The following is a 16,544-nucleotide window of genomic DNA, read 5'->3' as shown; positions in this document are numbered from 1 at the left end:
TATACACTCAAAATCGATGGCGGACCATGCATCCTGCAGGGCTGGCGCCATGTTCAGGATGTGCCATGACCAGCATCGGCAATACACCGGCGTCGTATATTACCACGCTCCTGCAAACGACCGGGCCGGTCTTTCACGGCCGCGTGGGCGGCATCGGGCCGGAGGACACGGACGAGGCCGCCGCGGAGATCCTCAAGATCGTGAACAGGATCTCTGTCGAGACCACCGCCGCGAGCAAGGCGGCTGCCGCCAAGATCGGCGATGCAGCCCTGAGCGCGGCCGAAAGATGGGCATTACCGAATCACGGCAGCAGCCCGGGTGTGCGGTATTACGAACGCCTGGAGGACATTGAGGACCCAGCCGAGAGAGCCAAGATGATGACACTGGCCAGGACGCAAGCCGAGGAGGCTGCGAGGACGCCCGGCTTCCACCATTGGCCAGAACAAATTCGGGAGGCCGAAAAAATATTTTCTATGATGGAAGATTATTTTAAATCAGATTTTTCGTATACGACCGGCAAAACAAGCGGCGGCGATGTCATTGAGCAAAATAACATTCCGTATCTGGGATTTCTTGGATCGCTGCGGAGAAAAATCGAGACTTTGACCGCCGGCGTCGCGGAAGTCGCAAGTATTACCGGCAGCATCATCTCTGAAGGGGCTGACGGTCAACTCCGTATTGGCAAGTTTGAGGCACGGGACAAGGAAACGGGACAACTGTTCATGAGCATGGACGACCAAAACATGCTACGATTCTACGACAGCGAAACGGTATTGCTCGAAGTTTATTATGGAGATTCGGATGTAGAGCAATAATTTAACGCCGCAGATTATAAATGCATCATTACGAGTTAACACTTGGAGAGGCGCTTCATGCGGCCCACTGACCGCGGCCAGCGGATTGGCACATGACTTAGGGCGGCTGTCACGAAGAACTCCGCGACAGCCGACATCGATGATTATCCGTATATGTTATATGGCGTCACCTCGAAGTCGTCGGCGCTGACCAATACCGAAGAGATCCCGGATAAAAATATGCTGGTCGTCCCGGCTGTGACGAGAGTGCCGTTGCCAGATGCGGCGAAACTGTAATCAAGTCCCTCGGGAAATTGGATCTTATCGATACCGTCCTCAAAATCATAGATGATGTCGGCGCCATGATTTGTGTCAAAGACAAACCTGTCAGCACCCGCACCACCGTAGAGCGCGTCGTCTCCAAGACCGCCGACTATCTCATCTGCACCGTTATCACCATAAAGTGTATCGTTTCCGATATGTCCCTCAAGAAAATCATCTCCGTCCAGTCCTTTAATTATATCTTTTTGTCTACTTCCTTTTATATATTGCGCCCCAGCCATACCTCTTATCTCGTTTATTCCTCTGAGTTCGGTTGAATTCAGACTCAAGTAATTATCTGCGACGATATAAGCCGCAAGCGAACTTTTATTGTCAATCAATTCGACGCTTTCCATAGAAGATATCCCGAGCCAAATATAATTATAATAATATGGAGCATTAGTGATAAGAATTTGATCGTATCCTGTCCCACCATCGTAGTGATCTGGTCCCTGCCCGCCTTCTACAAGAAAAGTGTCGTTTCCAGCATAGCCATAAAGAACGTCATCACCCAATACTCCGTTGATCGTGTCGTCATAATTGGTCCCATAAAGGACATTATTTTTTATAGTCACCCTTGATATACATTGTTATATCCTCACCGCGCCGAGAATCGTGCGCAGATCATTATACGAAATTTCTGCAATTTTACTCTGAGTAAATAAATAATTTTTCGATCTATAGAAAAACATCTTTCCAAAAACAATCCAGAAACGAATCAGCTCACGAACGCTCGGCTCAGGAACCGGTCGCCCCTTCCTCTCGCCGCCCCGCGACGCCTTGCGCCACCGCCGAGGCGACCGACAGCCCGGCCAGCGCCGGCATCGCCCAGGCCTCCGCCGCCGCGGCGTCGATCCCGAGCGTCCGGCTGCCGAGGAGCCAGGCCAGGAAGGCGATCTGGCAGGCGGTGTTGAGCTTGCCGACGAGGAGCGGCGGGGTCTCCAGCGGGCGGCCGGCGAGGCGGGCGAGGCCGGCGCCGATCACCATCAGGCCGTCGCGGGCGATCAGCACGGCCGGGAACCAGGCCGGCACGAGGCCGGCCAGCGTCAGGCTCACCAGCACGGCGAGCATCAGGGCCTTGTCGGCGAGCGGATCGAGGATCGCGCCGAGCCGGCTCGTCAGGGCGTAGCGGCGGGCGAGGAACCCGTCGATCCCGTCGGAGAGCCCGGCCAGCGCGAAGACCAGGAAGGCGGGCCCCCAAGCCTCGCGGGCGATCGCCCAGACAATGACGGGCACCAGGGCGAGGCGCGCGGCGGTGATCAGGTTCGGCAGGGATCTCGGCACGGATGGCGGCAGGATCTTCGGCAAGGTCTTCGGCGGAGTCATGGCTTCCGGGCTGCCCCGACTCGCGATCCCGCACAAGAGCGGCTAAGAGCGGTCGCAACGGGTGCAGGATCGAGGCGAAGGGTCGAGGGATGACGACGGGCGAGCGCCAGAACGGGATGACCTACGCGGAGGCGGGCGTCGACATCGATGCCGGCAACGCCATGGTCGAGGCGATCAAGCCCCTGGTGCGGGCGACGCGCCGGCCGGGGGCCGATGCGGAGATCGGCGGCTTCGGCGGCCTGTTCGACCTGAAGGCGGCGGGCTTCAAGGACGCGATCCTGGTCGCGGCCAATGACGGCGTCGGCACCAAGGTCAAGATCGCGATCGAGACCGGGCGCCACGCCACGATCGGCATCGACCTCGTGGCGATGTGCGTCAACGACATCATCGTGCAGGGCGCCGAGCCCCTGTTCTTCCTCGACTACTACGCCACCGGCAAATTGGTGCCGGGGGTCGGCGCCGACATCGTCAAGGGCATCGCCGAGGGCTGCCGCCAGGCCGGCTGCGCGCTGATCGGCGGCGAGACCGCCGAGATGCCGGGCCTCTACGACGGCTCCGATTACGACCTCGCGGGCTTCGCGGTCGGCGCGGCCGAGCGCGGCGCGCTCCTGCCGGTCGCCGGCATCGCGCCCGGCGACGTGGTGCTCGGCCTCCCCTCCTCGGGCGTGCACTCGAACGGGTTCTCGCTGGTGCGCCGGATCGTGGCGGCCTCCGGCCTCGGCTACGATGCGCCCGCGCCGTTCGTGGAGGGCGTCAGCCTCGGCGAGGCGCTGCTCACGCCGACCCGCATCTACGTCAAGCCGCTGCTGGCGGCGCTGAAAGACACCGGCCACGGCGCCATCAAGGCGCTCGCCCACATCACCGGCGGCGGCTTTCCCGACAACCTGCCCCGCGTGCTGCCCGACGGCGTCGGCATCGCCCTCGACCTGTCGGCCGTGAAGGTCCCGCCGGTCTTCGGCTGGCTCGCCCGCCAGGGCAACGTCGCCGAGGCCGAGATGCTGCGCACCTTCAATTGCGGCATCGGCATGGTGGTGGTGGTCGATCCCGCCCGGGCCGAGGCGGTGAGCAAGGCGCTCCAGGCCGCCGGCGAGGCGCCGGTCCGCCTCGGGCAGATCACCGCGCGGGGCGAGGCGCCCGTCACCTATTCGGGCCGGCTCGGCCTATGAGCGCCCGCGCCAAGGTCGCGGTCCTGATCTCGGGCCGCGGCTCCAACATGGCGACGCTGCTCGAGGCCGCGCAGCGGCCGGACTACCCGGCCGAGATCGTCCTCGTCGCCTCGAACCGTCCGAGCGCGCTCGGCCTCGCCCGGGCGGCGGAAGCCGGGATCGCCACCGAGGCGGTCGACCACCGCGCCTATCCCGACCGGGCCGCCTTCGAGCGGGCGCTGGACGCGGCTTTGCGCCGCCACGGCGTCGAGTTCCTGGTGCTCGCCGGCTTCATGCGGGTGCTGACGCCGTGGTTCGTCGAGGCCTGGGCCGGGCGGATGCTCAACATCCACCCCTCCCTGCTGCCGCTGTTCCGCGGCACCCACACCCACGCCCAGGCGCTCGCCGCCGGGGTGCGCGTCCATGGCTGCACGGTGCATTTCGTGGTGCCCGAGCTCGATGCCGGCCCGATCGTCGCCCAGGCCGCCGTGCCGGTGCTGCCGGAGGACGACGAGGATTCCTTGAGCGCCCGGGTGCTGGTGCAGGAGCACCGGCTCTACCCGGCGGCCCTCGCCCTGGTGGCGAGCGGGCGGGCCCGTCTCGACGGGGGCCGGGTGGTGTTCGCGCCGGGCAGCGCCGCCGCCGAGGGTGCCCTGGTGGCGCCGGCCCTCGGCTGACCGCGGGGCCGGGGCCGCCAAGTCCGGCGGAGAACAGGCGGCCCGGCATCCCCAGAGTCTCATCCCCCTCCGGGCGCATCGTCGAACGGGTCGCCCGGTTCTGCCGGGTCGACGCGCCGACGATCGGTCGGGGCTCTGCTGGCCCTGGGTGATCCTCGACCGGTCATGTCGCGGCACCGATTGCCGCGACGGGCAGCCGATGCGGTCGGCAGCCCCCGGCGGCACGACGTCAACCGCAGAGGAACACCCGGCGACCCGTCACTTCCGGATTGTCCTTCACAAACATACAACTTGAGATAGAGTCGACCGGCGCAGCGTGACCGGGAGGCGCCGGATGTTCTTCATCGTCTCGGCGACGATCAGCGGCGGACTGACGGCCCTGGCCTGGACGCTGCAATACGGAACCGGCTGGGCGATCGTGTTCGGGATCCTCACCGCGACGGTGTGCGGCGCGCAAGCCGCCCTGATCCTCGCCGCGGTCGAGCGCCGCGAGGATCCGGCGCCAGATGGCGAGCCCGCCGCGCCGGCGCCGCCGGCCGGGCCCGCCGCCGAGGCGGCGGATGTCACGGTGCCGCACTCCCCTCGGACGGAACCTTAAACCTTCCGGATCAGGATTGCGGAGCGCGGTGCGATCTGGCACCGGAATCGTTCGACGGAACCGGGCCGCGAGGCCCGCACGGATCACCCACGCATGTCCAGAGCGTCGCGCTATCTCGGCTGGCTGATCCTGGCCGCCATCACGGTGTCGACCATCGCGCCGATCGGATACCGGCCGATCAGCGGCATGCCGGTCTCGATCGAGCGGTTCGGCGCCTTCGCCGTGCTCGCCTTCCTGCTGGCGCTGGGCTATCCGCGCCACCGCTGGCAGGTGCTGGTGCTGACGGTGGTGGCGGCGGGCGGGCTCGAGGCGTTCCAGCTGCTCGAGCCGACCCGGCACGGCCGCGTCGCCGACCTGATGGTCAAGGTGGTCGGCTGCGGCGTCGGCGCGGCGGCGTCGCTCGCCGCCGGCCTGCTCTTTCCCCGCCTCGGCACCCGCGGCGAGGCGTAACCCGCTAATTGATGCTGTAGGCGCGCTCGATGACGACGCCGCAGCTCTCGGCCAGGGTGAACGCCATCTCGCGGGTCAGGCCGAAGATCAACGGCGTCTCGCCGCGATAGAGCGTGTAGCGGCCGTCGGGCCGCACCGTGATGCGTACCGTCTCCTGCATGGCTGCCTCCTCCGATGGCCGGCCCGTTCTTGTGCGAGCCGACTCAAGAGGGGAGACATTAATCCGATTCGGGACGGCCGCGAAGGGCCCCGCTTCAGGCGGCGCGGCGCCGGGTTCGGCGGCGGCGCTTCGTCTTCGGCTTGGGGGCCGCGGCCTTGCCGAGTTCGGTCAGCGCCGCGCGCTGCTGGCGCCGCACGGCGTTCGCCGCGTGGCCCATCCAGAAGCCGGCGGCCCGGTTGGCGGCGGAGAGCCACAGACTGTACGGGGATCCCTTCATCGCAATCAGCACCTCCGCCGGGTCAGCGGCCGCAAGGCCGGCCGGGTTGCCGCGGCAGTCACGGCTCCTCCGCCCGCCGGCCCCCGGTCCCGGCGCTCCCCTCGCCCTTCGGCACCTCCGCGCCGATCGATTGCCGCCACTCGGCGAGGAAGCGGGCGCGCCGGGCTCGGTCCTGCACCGCGAGCAGCACCGGCCCGACGGTGATCGGCCGGAAGGCGCCGGCGGCGGACAGGCTCGGCGGGCCGTCGATCCCGAGCGGCAGCGGGCCGGTGCGGTCGAAGAAGAAGGCCTCCTCGCGCGACACCCGCTGGCCGCGCTCGGACAGGAGGTAATCGACGAAGGCGAAGGCGTCCCCGACCGCCCGGGCGGTGACCGGCACCAGGGCGGCGCGGGCGAGGACCAGGGTGTAGTCCCGCGGCACGATCAGGCCGAGGCGGGCGCCGCGCCTCATCGCCCGGTAGACGTAGGAGCCGAGCAGGTTGTAGCCGATGGCGATGCGCCCGGCCTCGAGATCGGCGATCAGGTCGCCCGTGCAGCAGCGGACCTGGAGGTTCGCTCGCCCGAACGCCTCGACGAGGCGCCCGTAGGTGGCGGCGGCGGCGCGGCCGTCATAGGCGGCGAACAGGTAGCCGATGCCCGACAGCGTGATGTCGTAGGAGCCGATCTTCCCGGCATAGGCCTCGGGCTTGCGCCGCAGGAGGTCAACGAGCTCGACCCGGCTCTGCGGCAGGTCCTCGCGCGGCACGAGGTCGGGCCGGTAGGCGATCACCGCCGGCTCGGTGGTGAAGCCGAACACCTCGTTGCGCCAGGCGGCCCAGTCGGGCTGCCGGCCGGTCTCGATCGAGCGGTGGGACCGGGCGCAGCCGTCATTGGCGAGCTTGATCAGGTGATCGACCGAGGAGGAGATCACCACGTCCGCCGCCCGCTCACGGTCGGCGCGGCCCGCGGCGCAGGACGCCGCGATCTCGCCGAACAGGTCGGCGGTGATGTATTCGTGGTAGACCACCGTCACGTCCGGGTAGAGCAGCTGGTAGTCGCGGATTAGCGGCGCCATCGCGTCGAGGTCGGCGGCGGAGCGGATCGTGAGCGTGGTGCGCTCGTGCTCGCTGGCGGGGAAGCGGGTCGCCTCCTCGGCAACCGCCTGGCCCGCGAGAACAAAGCAGACGAGCAGGGCGAGGCAACGGATCACGGCCGCTCCTCCCCGTCCGGCAGGGACAGGATCACGCAGAACCCCCTCTCCGAGTGGGACTCGAAACGCATCTCGCCGCCATGGGCCGCCGCCACCTCGGCGGCGATCGACAGGCCGAGGCCGGACCCGACCGTGCCGCCGGTGGCGGCCTGGAACGGCTCGCGCACCCGCGCCCAGTCGCTCGCCGGGATGCCCGGCCCGTCATCCTCCACCGCCAGCACCACCCGGCCGCGCTCGCGCCCGACCCGGACGGTGAGCCGGCCCGGCGCGCCGTGCTTGAGGGCGTTGTGGATCAGGTTCGCCAGCGCCTCGCGCAGCGCGATGGCGTCGCCCGGGATGGTCACGGCCTCGTCCGGCCCCTCGTAGCCGATATCGACGGCCCGGTCGCCGGCCGTCTGCACGGCGTCGATCAGGGTGCGGCGGGCGAGCCCCGCCACGTCGACCGGATCGAAGGCCGCCGTGCGGGCGCGGTGGATCACCATGGCGTGGTTGAGGAGCTGGTTCGTCAGGTGGCCGAGCTCGGCCATCCGCGCGCGGATGCGGGCGAGCTGGTCGCGACGGCGCCCCTCGTCGGTCTCGCGCGACAGGAGGTCGAGCTGGGCGGTCAGCGCCGTCAGCGGCGTGCGGATCTGGTGCGCGGCATCGGCGATGAAGCGCTTCATCACCGCGACGTGGCCCGAGAGCCGGCCCATGAAGTGGTCGATCGAGGCGACGAGCAGGTGGATCTCCTGCGGAGCCGCGAGGCCGAGGGGCTGGAGATCGTTGGGACCGCGCGCCGCCAGCACGCCCTCGATGGCGCCGAGCGGGCGCAAGGCGGCCCGCACCGCCACCGCGACGGCGCCGAGGGCCAGCGCGCTCATCGCCAGCACCATCAGGCTTGCCTTGATCGTGAGCGCCCGGGTGAGGCTGCTGCGCGCCTCGCGGGTCTGGGCCACCACCACGGCGGCGAACCCGGCCTGCGTCGCGTCCGGCACGTAGCGGCCCGTCACCACCGCCCGCACCGCGAGGCCGCGATGCTCCCCGTCGAGGAGGAGCGGGCCGGCGGCAAGGCGGGCGCGGTCGACCGGGATTCTCAGGTCGGCATCCCCGGTGAGCAGCCGGTCGCCCGGATCGACCACCTTGTAGAAGATCCGGTCGCGGGGGCTGAGCGCCAGCGTCTCGAAGGCCGAGAAGGGCGGATCGACCGAGATCGCCCGCCCGTCGCTGGCGATGGTCTCGGCGATCTGGAGCGCCGCGCCGACGAGGAGCCGGTCATAGGCCTCATCCGCCGCGAGCCGCGCCGAGGCCCAGGCGGCGACGAGCAGCAGGGCCGCGCCGACGGCGAGCACCAGGGCCAGCACCGCGACGAGGCGCGAGAACAGCGAGGAGGTGCGCAGGATCACGTCAGGCAATCCGACATTCGACGTTTCATCCCACCCACGACCTCATCCTGAGGTGCGAACGCAGTGAGCCTCGAAGGAGGGCTCCAGACATCTCAGTGATCCCTGGAGGCCTCCTTCGAGGCTGCTACGCAGCACCTCAGGATGAGGTCGCGGATGGGATGGATAAGGCATCGGCGATCCCATCGTCTTGGAGATCATTCCGGGCACACCACCTGATAGCCCAGGCCCCGCAAGGTGCGGATCTCGGCCCGGGCCCCGGCGGCGGTGAGCTTGCGGCGCAGGCGCGCCACGATCTGCTCGACGGCGTTCTCGCTCGATTCCTCCTCGAAGGCGAAGACCCGCTCCAGCAATTCGCCCTTGGCGAAGATCCGGCCCGGCCGCGCCGCCAGGATCTCGATCAGGGTCCATTCCCGCCGCGTCAGGTCCAAGGGCTCGCCCGCCACGCTGGCGCTGCGCGCCTCCCGGTCGAGGCGCAGGTTGCCGAGGCTCAAGGCGTTGTCGGCGTGGCCGCTGTTGCGGCGGAGCAGCGCCCGCACCCGCGCCTCCAGCTCGCGGAAGTCGAACGGCTTCACCAGGTAGTCGTCGGCGCCGAGATCGAGCGCGCCGACCCGGTCGTCGACCTCCGAACGGGCGGTGAGCACCAGGACCGGCACCGGGCCGCGGCGCGCCCTGAGGCGCTTGAGGATCGCGAAACCGTCGAGGCCCGGCAGGTTCACGTCGAGGATCACGAGGTCGTAGGCCTGAACCTCCAGCACGGCGTCCGCCGCCGCGCCGTCGATCTCCCAGTCGACCGCGTGGCCGAGCCCGCGCAGGCGGACCGCGATGGCCTCGCCGACGTCCCGCGTGTCCTCGACGAGCAGGATGCGCACGAAAATTCCTCTCCCGATCCAGACCGGAATTATCTGTCAGATTGGCAACAGGTTCGAAGCCTATCCCACGCTCCAACGCCCGGCCAGATCGAACGCACGGCCGAACGGCACGACGACGGACGTAAGGGGAGGCTCATCATGAACGCACGCCCAACCATCATCCCCGAGCCGCTGCTCCAGGTCGAGGGCGTCACGCTCCAGTACAAGACCACCGATCACCTGGTCACCGCGACCTACCGGGTCGATTTCGAGGTGATGCCGGGCGACCGCTACATCCTGCTCGGGCCGTCAGGCTGCGGCAAGTCCACCCTGCTCAAGGCGATCGGCGGCTACATGACCCCCGTCGAGGGCGAGATCAAGCTCAAGGGCCGCAAGGTCACCGAGCCCGGCCCCGACCGGATGATGGTTTTTCAGGAATTCGACCAGCTCCTGCCCTGGAAGACGGTCAAGCAGAACGTCGCCTTCGCGCTCACCGCGTCCGGTCGCGCCGCCGGCGCGGAGGCCGAGGACCGGGCGATGGCCTATATCGAGAAGGTCGGCCTGGCGAAGTTCGCCGATTCCTTCCCGCACATGCTGTCCGGCGGCATGAAGCAGCGCGTGGCGATCGCCCGCGGCATGGCGATGGAGCCCGACATCCTGCTGATGGACGAGCCCTTCGCCGCCCTCGACGCGCTGACCCGCCGCAAGATGCAGGACGAGCTGCTGCGCCTGTGGGAGGACACCCGGTTCACCGTCCTGTTCGTCACCCACTCGATCGAGGAGGCGATCAAGGTCGGCACCCGCATCCTGCTGCTCTCGCCCCATCCGGGTCAGGTCAAGGCCGAGCTCAACAGCCTGCCGGCCTCGGAGCTGGGCACCGCCGCGCAGGGCGCCCTCGAAACCCGCATCAACGACATGCTGTTCGCCTGACAGCCAGAATCTCCGGGAGACACGCCGTGACCGCCACCCTCGCCCCCCTCAGCCACCCTCTGGCCCAACGGCCCGAGATCGTCCGCGAGACCTCCGCCGCCGGTGCGATCAGCGTCGAGCAGCGCCTGTCCTTCGCCGAGCTCGCCTATCGCCAGAGCTGGCTGCGCAAGGCCCTGGTTCTCGCCGTCCTCGCGGTGGTCTGGGAGACTTACGGCCGCTGGCTCGACAACCCGCTGCTGTTCCCGACCTTCTCCGCCACGGTCGAGGCCTTCGCCGGCGCGATCCTGAGCGGAGAGATCCCGACCAAGGCGCTGGTCTCGCTCCAGACGCTCGCCATCGGCTACGGCATCGGCATCGTGCTCGCCGCGCTGCTGACCACGCTCGCCATCGGCTCGCGGATCGGCACCGACCTGCTCGAGACGCTGACCGCGATGTTCAACCCCCTGCCGGCGATCGCGCTCCTGCCGCTGGCGCTGATCTGGTTCGGCCTCGGCCAGGGCAGCGTGGTCTTCGTCCTCGTCCACTCGGTCCTGTGGGCGATCGCGCTCAACACCCATGCGGGCTTCCGCTCGGTCTCGAACACGCTGCGGATGGTCGGCCTCAATTACGGCCTGCGCAACCTGAGCCTGGTGCGGGCGATCCTGATCCCGGCGGCCTTCCCCTCGATCCTCACCGGCCTCAAGGTCGGCTGGGCCTTCGCTTGGCGCACGCTGATCGCCGCGGAGCTCGTCTTCGGCGTCTCCTCGGGCTCGGGCGGCCTTGGCTGGTACATCTTCGAGAACCGCAACGCCCTCGAGACCACCAACGTCTTCGCCGGCCTGTTCACCGTCATCATGATCGGCCTCTTCGTCGAGAACGTGATCTTCGCCAACATCGAGAAGAAGACGATCCGCCGCTGGGGCATGCAGCACTGAACCGCGGACCTGCGCCGGCCCCCTGGACCGGCGGCGGTCCGGGGGGCACAGACGATCCGCAAGAACGACGAAACGGGAGAAACCCCCATGTTCGCACGCAAGCTCCTCGGCCTCGCCGCCGGCGCCGCCCTGGCGCTCTCCATGAGCCTGATCCCGGCCCGGGCCGAGGTGTCGGAGATCCGCATCTCGAAGGGCTACGGCGTTCTCTACCTGCCGCTCTTCGTGATGCAGGAGAAGAAGTTCCTGGAGGCCCAGGCCGCCAAGGCGGGCCTCGGCGACGTCAAGGTGACGTGGCTGACGCTCGACGGCGGCAACGTCATCAACGACGCGATGATCGCCGGCTCCCTCGACATCGCCGGCACCGGTGCCCCCGGCTTCCTCGCCCTGTGGTCGAAGGGCCGCGGCAGCCCGAAGACCGAGGTGATCGGCGTCTCGGGGATGTCGGCCACCGCCCTCGACCTCAACGTGAACAAGCCCGAGATCAAGTCGCTCGCGGACTTCACCCCGAAGGACAAGATCGCGATCCCCGGCATCAAGACCTCGCTCGCCGCAGTGGTGCTGCAGATGGCGGTGGCCAAGCAGTTCGGGCCGGAGAACTACACCAAGCTCGATTCCAGCACCGTCGGCCTGCCCCACCCGGAGGCGGTCGCCGCCCTCCTCTCGGGCAAGACCGAGATCGTCGCCCATTTCGCCTCGCCGCCCTTCACCGGCGTCGAGCGCGCCGACCCGAAGGTGCGCACGATCCTCAAGGCCTCGCAGATCTTCGGCAACATCACCCTCGACGTGGTGTTCGCGCTCAAGCGCTTCACCGAGGCGAACCCGAAGACGACCCTGGCCTTCCTCGCCGCCCTCGACCAGGCCTGCGACTTCATCGTCACCAACAAGGCCGAGACCGCCGAGATCTTCGCCCGCTCCTCGAAGGTGAAGGTGAGCCCGGCCGACGTCGCCCAGATCCTGGAGGATCCGGATAGCAAATTCTCGGCGACGCCGCACGGCATCATGGAGTTCGTCACCTTCATGCATCGGGCCGGCATCATGAAGACCAAGCCGGCGACCTGGCAGGACCTGTTCATCCCGGCCCTGCGCGAGCGCGCCGGCAGCTGAGCGGCCTGAGATCACCTTAAGCCGACGACCTCGCCGCGCCGCCTGCGCGGCGAAGTTTTTTACCTTTGGTTAACCCTGGCCGCCCCTGATGCCGGCCATGCCGACTCAGCCTCTGACAGCCCAGCTTTCCCCGGACCCGCTCAGCGACGCCCGGGACCTGCACGCCAGCATCGCGACCCTGCGCCTCCTCCTGGCGGCGCAGGGTCGCCAGTTCGAGGCGATCGAGCGCCGCCTCGCCCCGGCCCGCAGCCCAGCCGAGACGGGCGCCTGGCGCCTGCGCGCCCTCAAGGCGGAGGGTTTCTGAGGCAGGCAGCGCCGGCGCAACCCCGGGATGCAGATCTCCGGGTCGTGCACGCTGGTGACCAGACCGTAACCTTGATCGACTCACCGATGGACCACCCCTCGCCGCACCGCGTTATCCGGTTGACAGTGAGAGGAGGATCCAGCGTGGACACCTGCAGCGGGACGCCCGTCAGCTTGACCCTGGGTCGACACCGGATCGAGGGTGTCCTGCGGGCCGTAGGCGAGTTCGTCGAGATGCCCGGCGGGCCCGGAAGCCCGGCGCGCCGGCTGCGCAACCTGATCCTCGATTTCGGCCAGGCCTGCGCCCCGGTCGAGGTGTGGCTGGCCGAGCCGGAGCCGCAGGGGCCCCAGCTCCCCATCCCTACCCCTTCATCAAGGTCCTGAGGACCTCCAGGATGTCGTCGCCGCGGCAGGGCCGGGCGACGAAGCGGGCATGGGCGGGCATCCGGTCGGGATCGGGCTTGCTGCGCCCGGACACGACGACGATGGGCAGATCCGGCCGCATCTGCGCCGCGCTGCGGGCGAGGTCGAAACCGTCCGTCTTGCCGGAGAGCTCGACATCCGTGATCAGCGCGACGATGTCCGACCTCCCGGTCAGCAGGCCGAGGGCGCGCTCGGCGGAAGCCGATTGCAGCGCCTCGTAGCCGGCCGCGTCCAGCACATCGCTGAGATCCATGATCGTCAGCGCCTCGTCCTCCACCACCAGGATCACGGGCCGCTCGTGCTGGGTCTCGTCCTTGGCCTTCACGGTGTCGTTTTCCACGTCGCCTGTCCTCGCCGGTCGCGCCCGTCCGCAACACCCGCCCGGAGGCGGCACGATGGGACGGGCGGTCTCCTGTTGTTCGGGCGGCCGATCCCGGCCGACCGGCGCCCACACGCCGGCCGATGATCGAAACGGCCGATACCCTGCACCGGTTGCAGCGGCGCCGTGTCCGTCCGGCGAGGAATTCTCGAGCTTCCACGACGTCCCGCCCATCTCGCGCTTGCGTCGCGGCCCGCGCCCCGCTAGAGGACGGCACCTGACCGGCACGGGCGCTCCGCCGCCCCGCCGATCTGGCCCGGAGAGGTGGCCGAGTGGTTGAAGGCGCACGCCTGGAACGCGTGTATACGGGCAACCGTATCGAGGGTTCGAATCCCTCTCTCTCCGCCAGCTTTTTGCTGGCCTAAATTATCTCGTTAGATCAGAGATTTAGCGGCCACGCTTCTAGGGCTGTCCCCCAAAGTGCCTCCGCATGTGTCCCCCACGGCATGCGGCAGGCTGTCACATCCGTTTCGATGGTCGCAATCGCTGAAGGGCACTCTGCCTGAGGCGCATCACGCCCGAGACGAGTGCCCTCCCCCTTCACCCCGCCGCATTCACCTCAGCCGTTCTGACAGCCGCCGTCAGGGCTGAAACTCAGCGGGCCGAGACAGGCAGCGCCGCAGGCTGAAAGGATGCCTATCCAGGCAGGAAGCGGTGCTTCTCATGGCAGCAGCCCGGAAAGCCGGTGCCTCTGACTGCCCCGGCCTCGCCGCTGTGATGCGAGCAAGCTAACCGGCCCGGCGATCTTGGTGCTCGGCAGTTCCGGCGATGTCGGTCACCGCCCCCGGTCCATCGGGATGCTCCGCCATGAAGCGCTCGAAGGTGGTTCGATCCTTGGCGCGCTTCAGCTTGTCGAGGAAGGTCTCGAACTCCTGGCGTCGGGTTTCGAGGGCATGGCGTTGCGCCTCGATACGGCTGATCTCGCCATCGCGCCACGCGTCAAAGACAGTGTTGCCGCTGGTGCGTACCGACGTGAACCAAGGCCGGCCGCGGAGCGCAGCACCACGCCCGAAAGGCCGGCGTAGACGTTCGACTCCGGGTAGGCCGGACAGTCTGAGATCGTACCGCCCGAGCACCTGCCGTGCTACGAGGACAAGACTGGCAAAGCCGCCGATGTAGAGGGCCTCATGGATGAAAGGCATGATGGGCATGCGGAAGCTCCCTGCGCGCGTATCGGCGCCGTTGATGGAGCCCAGAACATGCCATCGTGCCCCCGATGCAGCCTGAACCACCCGGTTCAGATTGGGTTCAGCTTTCCGGCTATGACCGCCGTTGAGGAATAACCGCAGGCGGAACCGCTCATGGCTCGCCAGGGTGGAGCCAGTCTACTTGCGGGGCAACCGAGCGTGCTCCCTCAGGCGTGCGAGTTCCTGAGCGACTACCTCGCGACTATCGCCCTGCTCCCCGTCCATAACGGTCAACAAGATGCGTCGCCTAGCTACCTCAAGGAACTCCTCCGCGGACTGGCGGTCACCCCTGAGATACAAAGTAGCAACCCTCTTATTCTGAAACTTGACGACGATGAAGAATTCGTCTTCGGAGACTTCTTGAAGCTCAAAGCCCAAGCTGTTTTTGCCGCCGCTTGCCATAGCTTCTGACTGTCCCACCGCAAGACTCGGTCATAGTCGGCGAGACCGGAGTTGATTACCCTCAAACGGGTTATACCCAGCGCTTTGACTATTGATGTGAAGACGATGAGCGAGTGGCCCTCCTATCGCGCCAAGGGGCGGAGCGGACGCGGGAGAGGCCGTGGCACGACAGGAAGCCTGAGCCCCCCCGGATTGCCGGTTGTCCGAGCGTCCCATAGAACATGCTAAACGTCTCAAAAACACAGCTAGAGTGCTATCCACTCGGAACCGCCTTGCTCAAAGCGGATCACCGGAGCACACGAACTGTCAAACAGGTTCTAAGGCGCCATCAGACCATGCCGCTCTATCGCTTCAGGCTGAGCATATTTGGTCAACTCCTTGACGAAGTCGGCTCTCTCAAACTTGTGGACAGAGACGCTGCGTTGGGCAAAGCATATCAGCTCGCCAGAGCGCTACTCAGTCTCACTGACAGTAGCGTGCCGTGGACGGAGGCGGAGTTGGTGGTTGAATGCGGAGACGGCCATGACCCAATCACCGTACCAATAGGGAGCCTCGTCGCATCGGAGGCGGGCCCTGGCATTCACTAAGCGCTGGGCGGGGCCGAACCCTCAAAGAGGCGGCAGCCCGGCACCCGTGAGGGGGCGGAACGCGGGCACTAGGCTGCCGCCGAGCCGGGACAGGCCGGAGGGGCCTGTGGGCGTGCTGAAGGTCTAGCTTCGGGTTGAGCCTTCGGGATGTGCGAGGGCGCACGGTCGAGGTTTGAGGGTGGCAGTTGCGGCTAGGCTTGCGCTGGCTCCATGGTCACGCTCACAATGAGGCTTGAGACCACCCACGGTCGAAAGCTGGTCACACGGCATTGGTCAGGCGTTCAGATGGATTCCCAACTCGTTCAAGCCTTGAAACGCTTCAATCGTAAGGAACGGTTCTGGCTTCTTTCCGACGCCGTGGGCAAGCCGTTCGCATCGCTAAGCCCCGCCTTCCTTAGCAAGGTGGGAACCGAACTCGGCATCGAACTACCGGCAAACCCATGGTGGGCTTTCGATTATCACTTTGATTGGCTTCATGCTGTCCTGACGCTTGGCCCGGAATATAACCTGAGCGCCCTACCCAAGCCGCTCGTCAATGAGCCTAAAATCGCAACAGGAAATCAGGAAGACATCGACCTTCTAATTGCCTTCGACCAAACCATTATCCTGATTGAAGCCAAGCTGTCTGCATCCTGGACGAACGACCAAATGAAAAGCAAGGCCCGAAGAATGTCCGCCTTGCCGGTTCAGCATGTCCAGCCCTACTTCATACTCACATCGCCATCCAAGCCGAAGAACCTCAACCTTTCAGGCTTGCCACCTTGGGCTGTGAAATCCCATGGTGGAATGGGGCAGCCTTGCTTCATGGAATTATCTCGTGGTGGAGATCAAGAACGCGCACTGATGGTCAGCCGGTGCGACGAGAGAGGCGTTAAGAACGCACTTGGCGGGCACTGGAACATATTCGAGGCGTAGCAAACGTTGCCTTCACTCGGATGAGAGATGGTCTTAACGGTGAGTGCCCACGAGCACGTACCGTCACGCCCCCTACAATCGCCTCACGAGCCCGTACAGCGCCCCTCCCGTCCACAGGTAGGGCTACCCGCTGCCATGGGATTGCCCCGTTTCTGTGGACGGTTATGGGGCTTGGCTGACCAGGGTCCCGGTTGCGGGTTTTGGGCGATGCTCCTGTTCGTAGACGAGGGGTG

The 16,544-nt window shown here is 66.7% G+C and carries 21 protein-coding genes and 1 tRNA gene; 13 read left to right on the top strand and 9 right to left on the bottom strand.

Translation table 11 applies throughout. The features are described from left to right. Nucleotides 1–65: 65 nt before the first annotated feature. On the top strand, nt 66–815 hold the full coding sequence (locus ABZT49_RS10055; protein ID WP_355285820.1) for a hypothetical protein: 750 nt from the start codon (nt 66–68) through the stop codon (nt 813–815). A 143-nt stretch (nt 816–958) separates the two neighbouring features. On the opposite strand, the gene ABZT49_RS10050 is transcribed toward ABZT49_RS10055, so the two are convergent. Then, nucleotides 959–1,690 (bottom strand): calcium-binding protein, encoded by a 732-nt coding sequence (locus tag ABZT49_RS10050; protein WP_355285818.1) that lies wholly within the window; start codon nt 1,688–1,690, stop codon nt 959–961. A gap of 163 nt (nt 1,691–1,853) precedes the next feature. Next, nucleotides 1,854–2,441, bottom strand: coding sequence for a CDP-alcohol phosphatidyltransferase family protein (locus tag ABZT49_RS10045; RefSeq protein WP_355285816.1), 588 nt, complete (start codon nt 2,439–2,441; stop codon nt 1,854–1,856). An 89-nt stretch (nt 2,442–2,530) separates the two neighbouring features. On the opposite strand from ABZT49_RS10045, the gene purM reads away from it, so the two are divergent. The 4 genes from purM (at nt 2,531) to ABZT49_RS10025 (ending at nt 5,311) form a co-directional block, all read left to right on the top strand. After that, the gene (gene purM, locus ABZT49_RS10040) at nt 2,531–3,607 is read left to right on the top strand and encodes a phosphoribosylformylglycinamidine cyclo-ligase (protein WP_355285814.1); all 1,077 of its coding nucleotides are present in this window, start codon (nt 2,531–2,533) and stop codon (nt 3,605–3,607) included. Beyond that, entirely contained in the window at nt 3,604–4,263 is a 660-nt protein-coding gene (gene purN, locus ABZT49_RS10035; RefSeq protein WP_355285813.1) for a phosphoribosylglycinamide formyltransferase, read from the top strand. The genes purM and purN overlap by 4 nt, the downstream gene beginning before the upstream one ends. A 334-nt stretch (nt 4,264–4,597) precedes the next feature. Continuing rightward, on the top strand, nt 4,598–4,861 hold the full coding sequence (locus ABZT49_RS10030; RefSeq protein WP_355285811.1) for a hypothetical protein: 264 nt from the start codon (nt 4,598–4,600) through the stop codon (nt 4,859–4,861). A 93-nt stretch (nt 4,862–4,954) separates the two neighbouring features. Continuing rightward, entirely contained in the window at nt 4,955–5,311 is a 357-nt protein-coding gene (locus ABZT49_RS10025) for a VanZ family protein (RefSeq protein WP_355285809.1), read from the top strand. A gap of 4 nt (nt 5,312–5,315) precedes the next feature. Here ABZT49_RS10025 and ABZT49_RS10020 read toward each other — a convergent pair whose 3' ends face one another. The 5 genes from ABZT49_RS10020 to ABZT49_RS10000 all read right to left on the bottom strand — a co-directional run bounded on the left by ABZT49_RS10020 (nt 5,316) and on the right by ABZT49_RS10000 (nt 9,188). Beyond that, entirely contained in the window at nt 5,316–5,471 is a 156-nt protein-coding gene (locus ABZT49_RS10020; RefSeq protein ID WP_177302953.1) for a hypothetical protein, read from the bottom strand. A 94-nt stretch (nt 5,472–5,565) separates the two neighbouring features. Continuing rightward, on the bottom strand, nt 5,566–5,748 hold the full coding sequence (locus ABZT49_RS10015) for a hypothetical protein (protein WP_355285807.1): 183 nt from the start codon (nt 5,746–5,748) through the stop codon (nt 5,566–5,568). A 58-nt stretch (nt 5,749–5,806) separates the two neighbouring features. After that, a complete protein-coding gene (locus ABZT49_RS10010; protein ID WP_355285805.1) occupies nt 5,807–6,937 on the bottom strand; it encodes an ABC transporter substrate-binding protein in 1,131 nt (376 codons plus the stop codon). Next, a complete protein-coding gene (locus ABZT49_RS10005; protein WP_355285804.1) occupies nt 6,934–8,319 on the bottom strand; it encodes a sensor histidine kinase in 1,386 nt (461 codons plus the stop codon). Before ABZT49_RS10005 ends, ABZT49_RS10010 begins: the two co-directional genes overlap by 4 nt. Nucleotides 8,320–8,513: 194 nt before the next feature. After that, nucleotides 8,514–9,188 carry a response regulator transcription factor gene (locus ABZT49_RS10000; RefSeq protein ID WP_355285802.1) on the bottom strand — a complete coding sequence of 225 codons (675 nt, stop codon included), beginning with the start codon at nt 9,186–9,188 and terminating at the stop codon, nt 8,514–8,516. 138 nt (nt 9,189–9,326) lie between these two features. On the opposite strand from ABZT49_RS10000, the gene ABZT49_RS09995 reads away from it, so the two are divergent. The 5 genes from ABZT49_RS09995 to ABZT49_RS09975 all read left to right on the top strand — a co-directional run bounded on the left by ABZT49_RS09995 (nt 9,327) and on the right by ABZT49_RS09975 (nt 12,802). Further along, nucleotides 9,327–10,097 (top strand): ABC transporter ATP-binding protein, encoded by a 771-nt coding sequence (locus tag ABZT49_RS09995; protein ID WP_355285801.1) that lies wholly within the window; start codon nt 9,327–9,329, stop codon nt 10,095–10,097. A 26-nt stretch (nt 10,098–10,123) separates the two neighbouring features. After that, nucleotides 10,124–11,011, top strand: a complete 888-nt coding sequence (locus ABZT49_RS09990) for an ABC transporter permease (RefSeq protein WP_407943479.1) — start codon at nt 10,124–10,126, stop codon at nt 11,009–11,011. 87 nt (nt 11,012–11,098) lie between these two features. Beyond that, nucleotides 11,099–12,115, top strand: a complete 1,017-nt coding sequence (locus ABZT49_RS09985) for an ABC transporter substrate-binding protein (protein ID WP_355285799.1) — start codon at nt 11,099–11,101, stop codon at nt 12,113–12,115. A gap of 97 nt (nt 12,116–12,212) precedes the next feature. After that, a complete protein-coding gene (locus tag ABZT49_RS09980; protein WP_355285797.1) occupies nt 12,213–12,419 on the top strand; it encodes a hypothetical protein in 207 nt (68 codons plus the stop codon). 143 nt (nt 12,420–12,562) lie between these two features. After that, nucleotides 12,563–12,802: a hypothetical protein gene (locus ABZT49_RS09975; RefSeq protein ID WP_355285795.1), complete on the top strand. Its 240-nt coding sequence runs from the start codon at nt 12,563–12,565 to the stop codon at nt 12,800–12,802. On the opposite strand, the gene ABZT49_RS09970 is transcribed toward ABZT49_RS09975, so the two are convergent. Then, nucleotides 12,780–13,181 (bottom strand): response regulator, encoded by a 402-nt coding sequence (locus ABZT49_RS09970; RefSeq protein WP_407943478.1) that lies wholly within the window; start codon nt 13,179–13,181, stop codon nt 12,780–12,782. The genes ABZT49_RS09975 and ABZT49_RS09970 overlap by 23 nt on opposite strands. Nucleotides 13,182–13,478: 297 nt before the next feature. On the opposite strand from ABZT49_RS09970, the gene ABZT49_RS09965 reads away from it, so the two are divergent. Next, nucleotides 13,479–13,568 (top strand) — tRNA-Ser (locus ABZT49_RS09965). A 380-nt stretch (nt 13,569–13,948) separates the two neighbouring features. Here ABZT49_RS09965 and ABZT49_RS09960 read toward each other — a convergent pair. Beyond that, a complete protein-coding gene (locus tag ABZT49_RS09960) occupies nt 13,949–14,371 on the bottom strand; it encodes a DUF2852 domain-containing protein (RefSeq protein WP_355285793.1) in 423 nt (140 codons plus the stop codon). Nucleotides 14,372–14,521: 150 nt separating this feature from the next. Between ABZT49_RS09960 and ABZT49_RS09955 the strand changes: the two genes are divergently transcribed. Both ABZT49_RS09955 and ABZT49_RS09950 read left to right on the top strand, forming a co-directional pair. Further along, nucleotides 14,522–14,818, top strand: a complete 297-nt coding sequence (locus ABZT49_RS09955) for a hypothetical protein (protein ID WP_355285792.1) — start codon at nt 14,522–14,524, stop codon at nt 14,816–14,818. Between the two features lie 863 nt (nt 14,819–15,681). Next, nucleotides 15,682–16,311 carry a hypothetical protein gene (locus tag ABZT49_RS09950; protein WP_355285790.1) on the top strand — a complete coding sequence of 210 codons (630 nt, stop codon included), beginning with the start codon at nt 15,682–15,684 and terminating at the stop codon, nt 16,309–16,311. Nucleotides 16,312–16,544: the final 233 nt, after the last annotated feature.

This window comes from Methylobacterium sp. EM32, assembly GCF_040593685.1.
In the GTDB taxonomy this organism is placed as follows: domain Bacteria; phylum Pseudomonadota; class Alphaproteobacteria; order Rhizobiales; family Beijerinckiaceae; genus Methylobacterium.
This window is presented reverse-complemented; position numbering and strand designations above follow the sequence as displayed.

What these genes read in the sequence shown, in the direction of transcription:
- purN (WP_355285813.1), top strand. Translation starts at nt 3,604, where the DNA reads ATGAGCGCCCGCGCCAAGGTCGCGGTCCTGATCTCGGGCCGCGGCTCC.
- ABZT49_RS10030 (WP_355285811.1), top strand. Translation starts at nt 4,598, where the DNA reads ATGTTCTTCATCGTCTCGGCGACGATCAGCGGCGGACTGACGGCCCTG.
- ABZT49_RS10045 (WP_355285816.1), bottom strand. Translation starts at nt 2,441, where the DNA reads ATGACTCCGCCGAAGACCTTGCCGAAGATCCTGCCGCCATCCGTGCCG.
- ABZT49_RS10020 (WP_177302953.1), bottom strand. Translation starts at nt 5,471, where the DNA reads ATGCAGGAGACGGTACGCATCACGGTGCGGCCCGACGGCCGCTACACG.
- ABZT49_RS10015 (WP_355285807.1), bottom strand. Translation starts at nt 5,748, where the DNA reads ATGAAGGGATCCCCGTACAGTCTGTGGCTCTCCGCCGCCAACCGGGCC.
- ABZT49_RS10025 (WP_355285809.1), top strand. Translation starts at nt 4,955, where the DNA reads ATGTCCAGAGCGTCGCGCTATCTCGGCTGGCTGATCCTGGCCGCCATC.
- ABZT49_RS09955 (WP_355285792.1), top strand. Translation starts at nt 14,522, where the DNA reads ATGGCTCGCCAGGGTGGAGCCAGTCTACTTGCGGGGCAACCGAGCGTG.
- ABZT49_RS09995 (WP_355285801.1), top strand. Translation starts at nt 9,327, where the DNA reads ATGAACGCACGCCCAACCATCATCCCCGAGCCGCTGCTCCAGGTCGAG.
- ABZT49_RS09960 (WP_355285793.1), bottom strand. Translation starts at nt 14,371, where the DNA reads ATGCCCATCATGCCTTTCATCCATGAGGCCCTCTACATCGGCGGCTTT.
- ABZT49_RS09950 (WP_355285790.1), top strand. Translation starts at nt 15,682, where the DNA reads ATGGATTCCCAACTCGTTCAAGCCTTGAAACGCTTCAATCGTAAGGAA.
- ABZT49_RS09980 (WP_355285797.1), top strand. Translation starts at nt 12,213, where the DNA reads ATGCCGACTCAGCCTCTGACAGCCCAGCTTTCCCCGGACCCGCTCAGC.
- ABZT49_RS09985 (WP_355285799.1), top strand. Translation starts at nt 11,099, where the DNA reads ATGTTCGCACGCAAGCTCCTCGGCCTCGCCGCCGGCGCCGCCCTGGCG.
- purM (WP_355285814.1), top strand. Translation starts at nt 2,531, where the DNA reads ATGACGACGGGCGAGCGCCAGAACGGGATGACCTACGCGGAGGCGGGC.
- ABZT49_RS10055 (WP_355285820.1), top strand. Translation starts at nt 66, where the DNA reads ATGACCAGCATCGGCAATACACCGGCGTCGTATATTACCACGCTCCTG.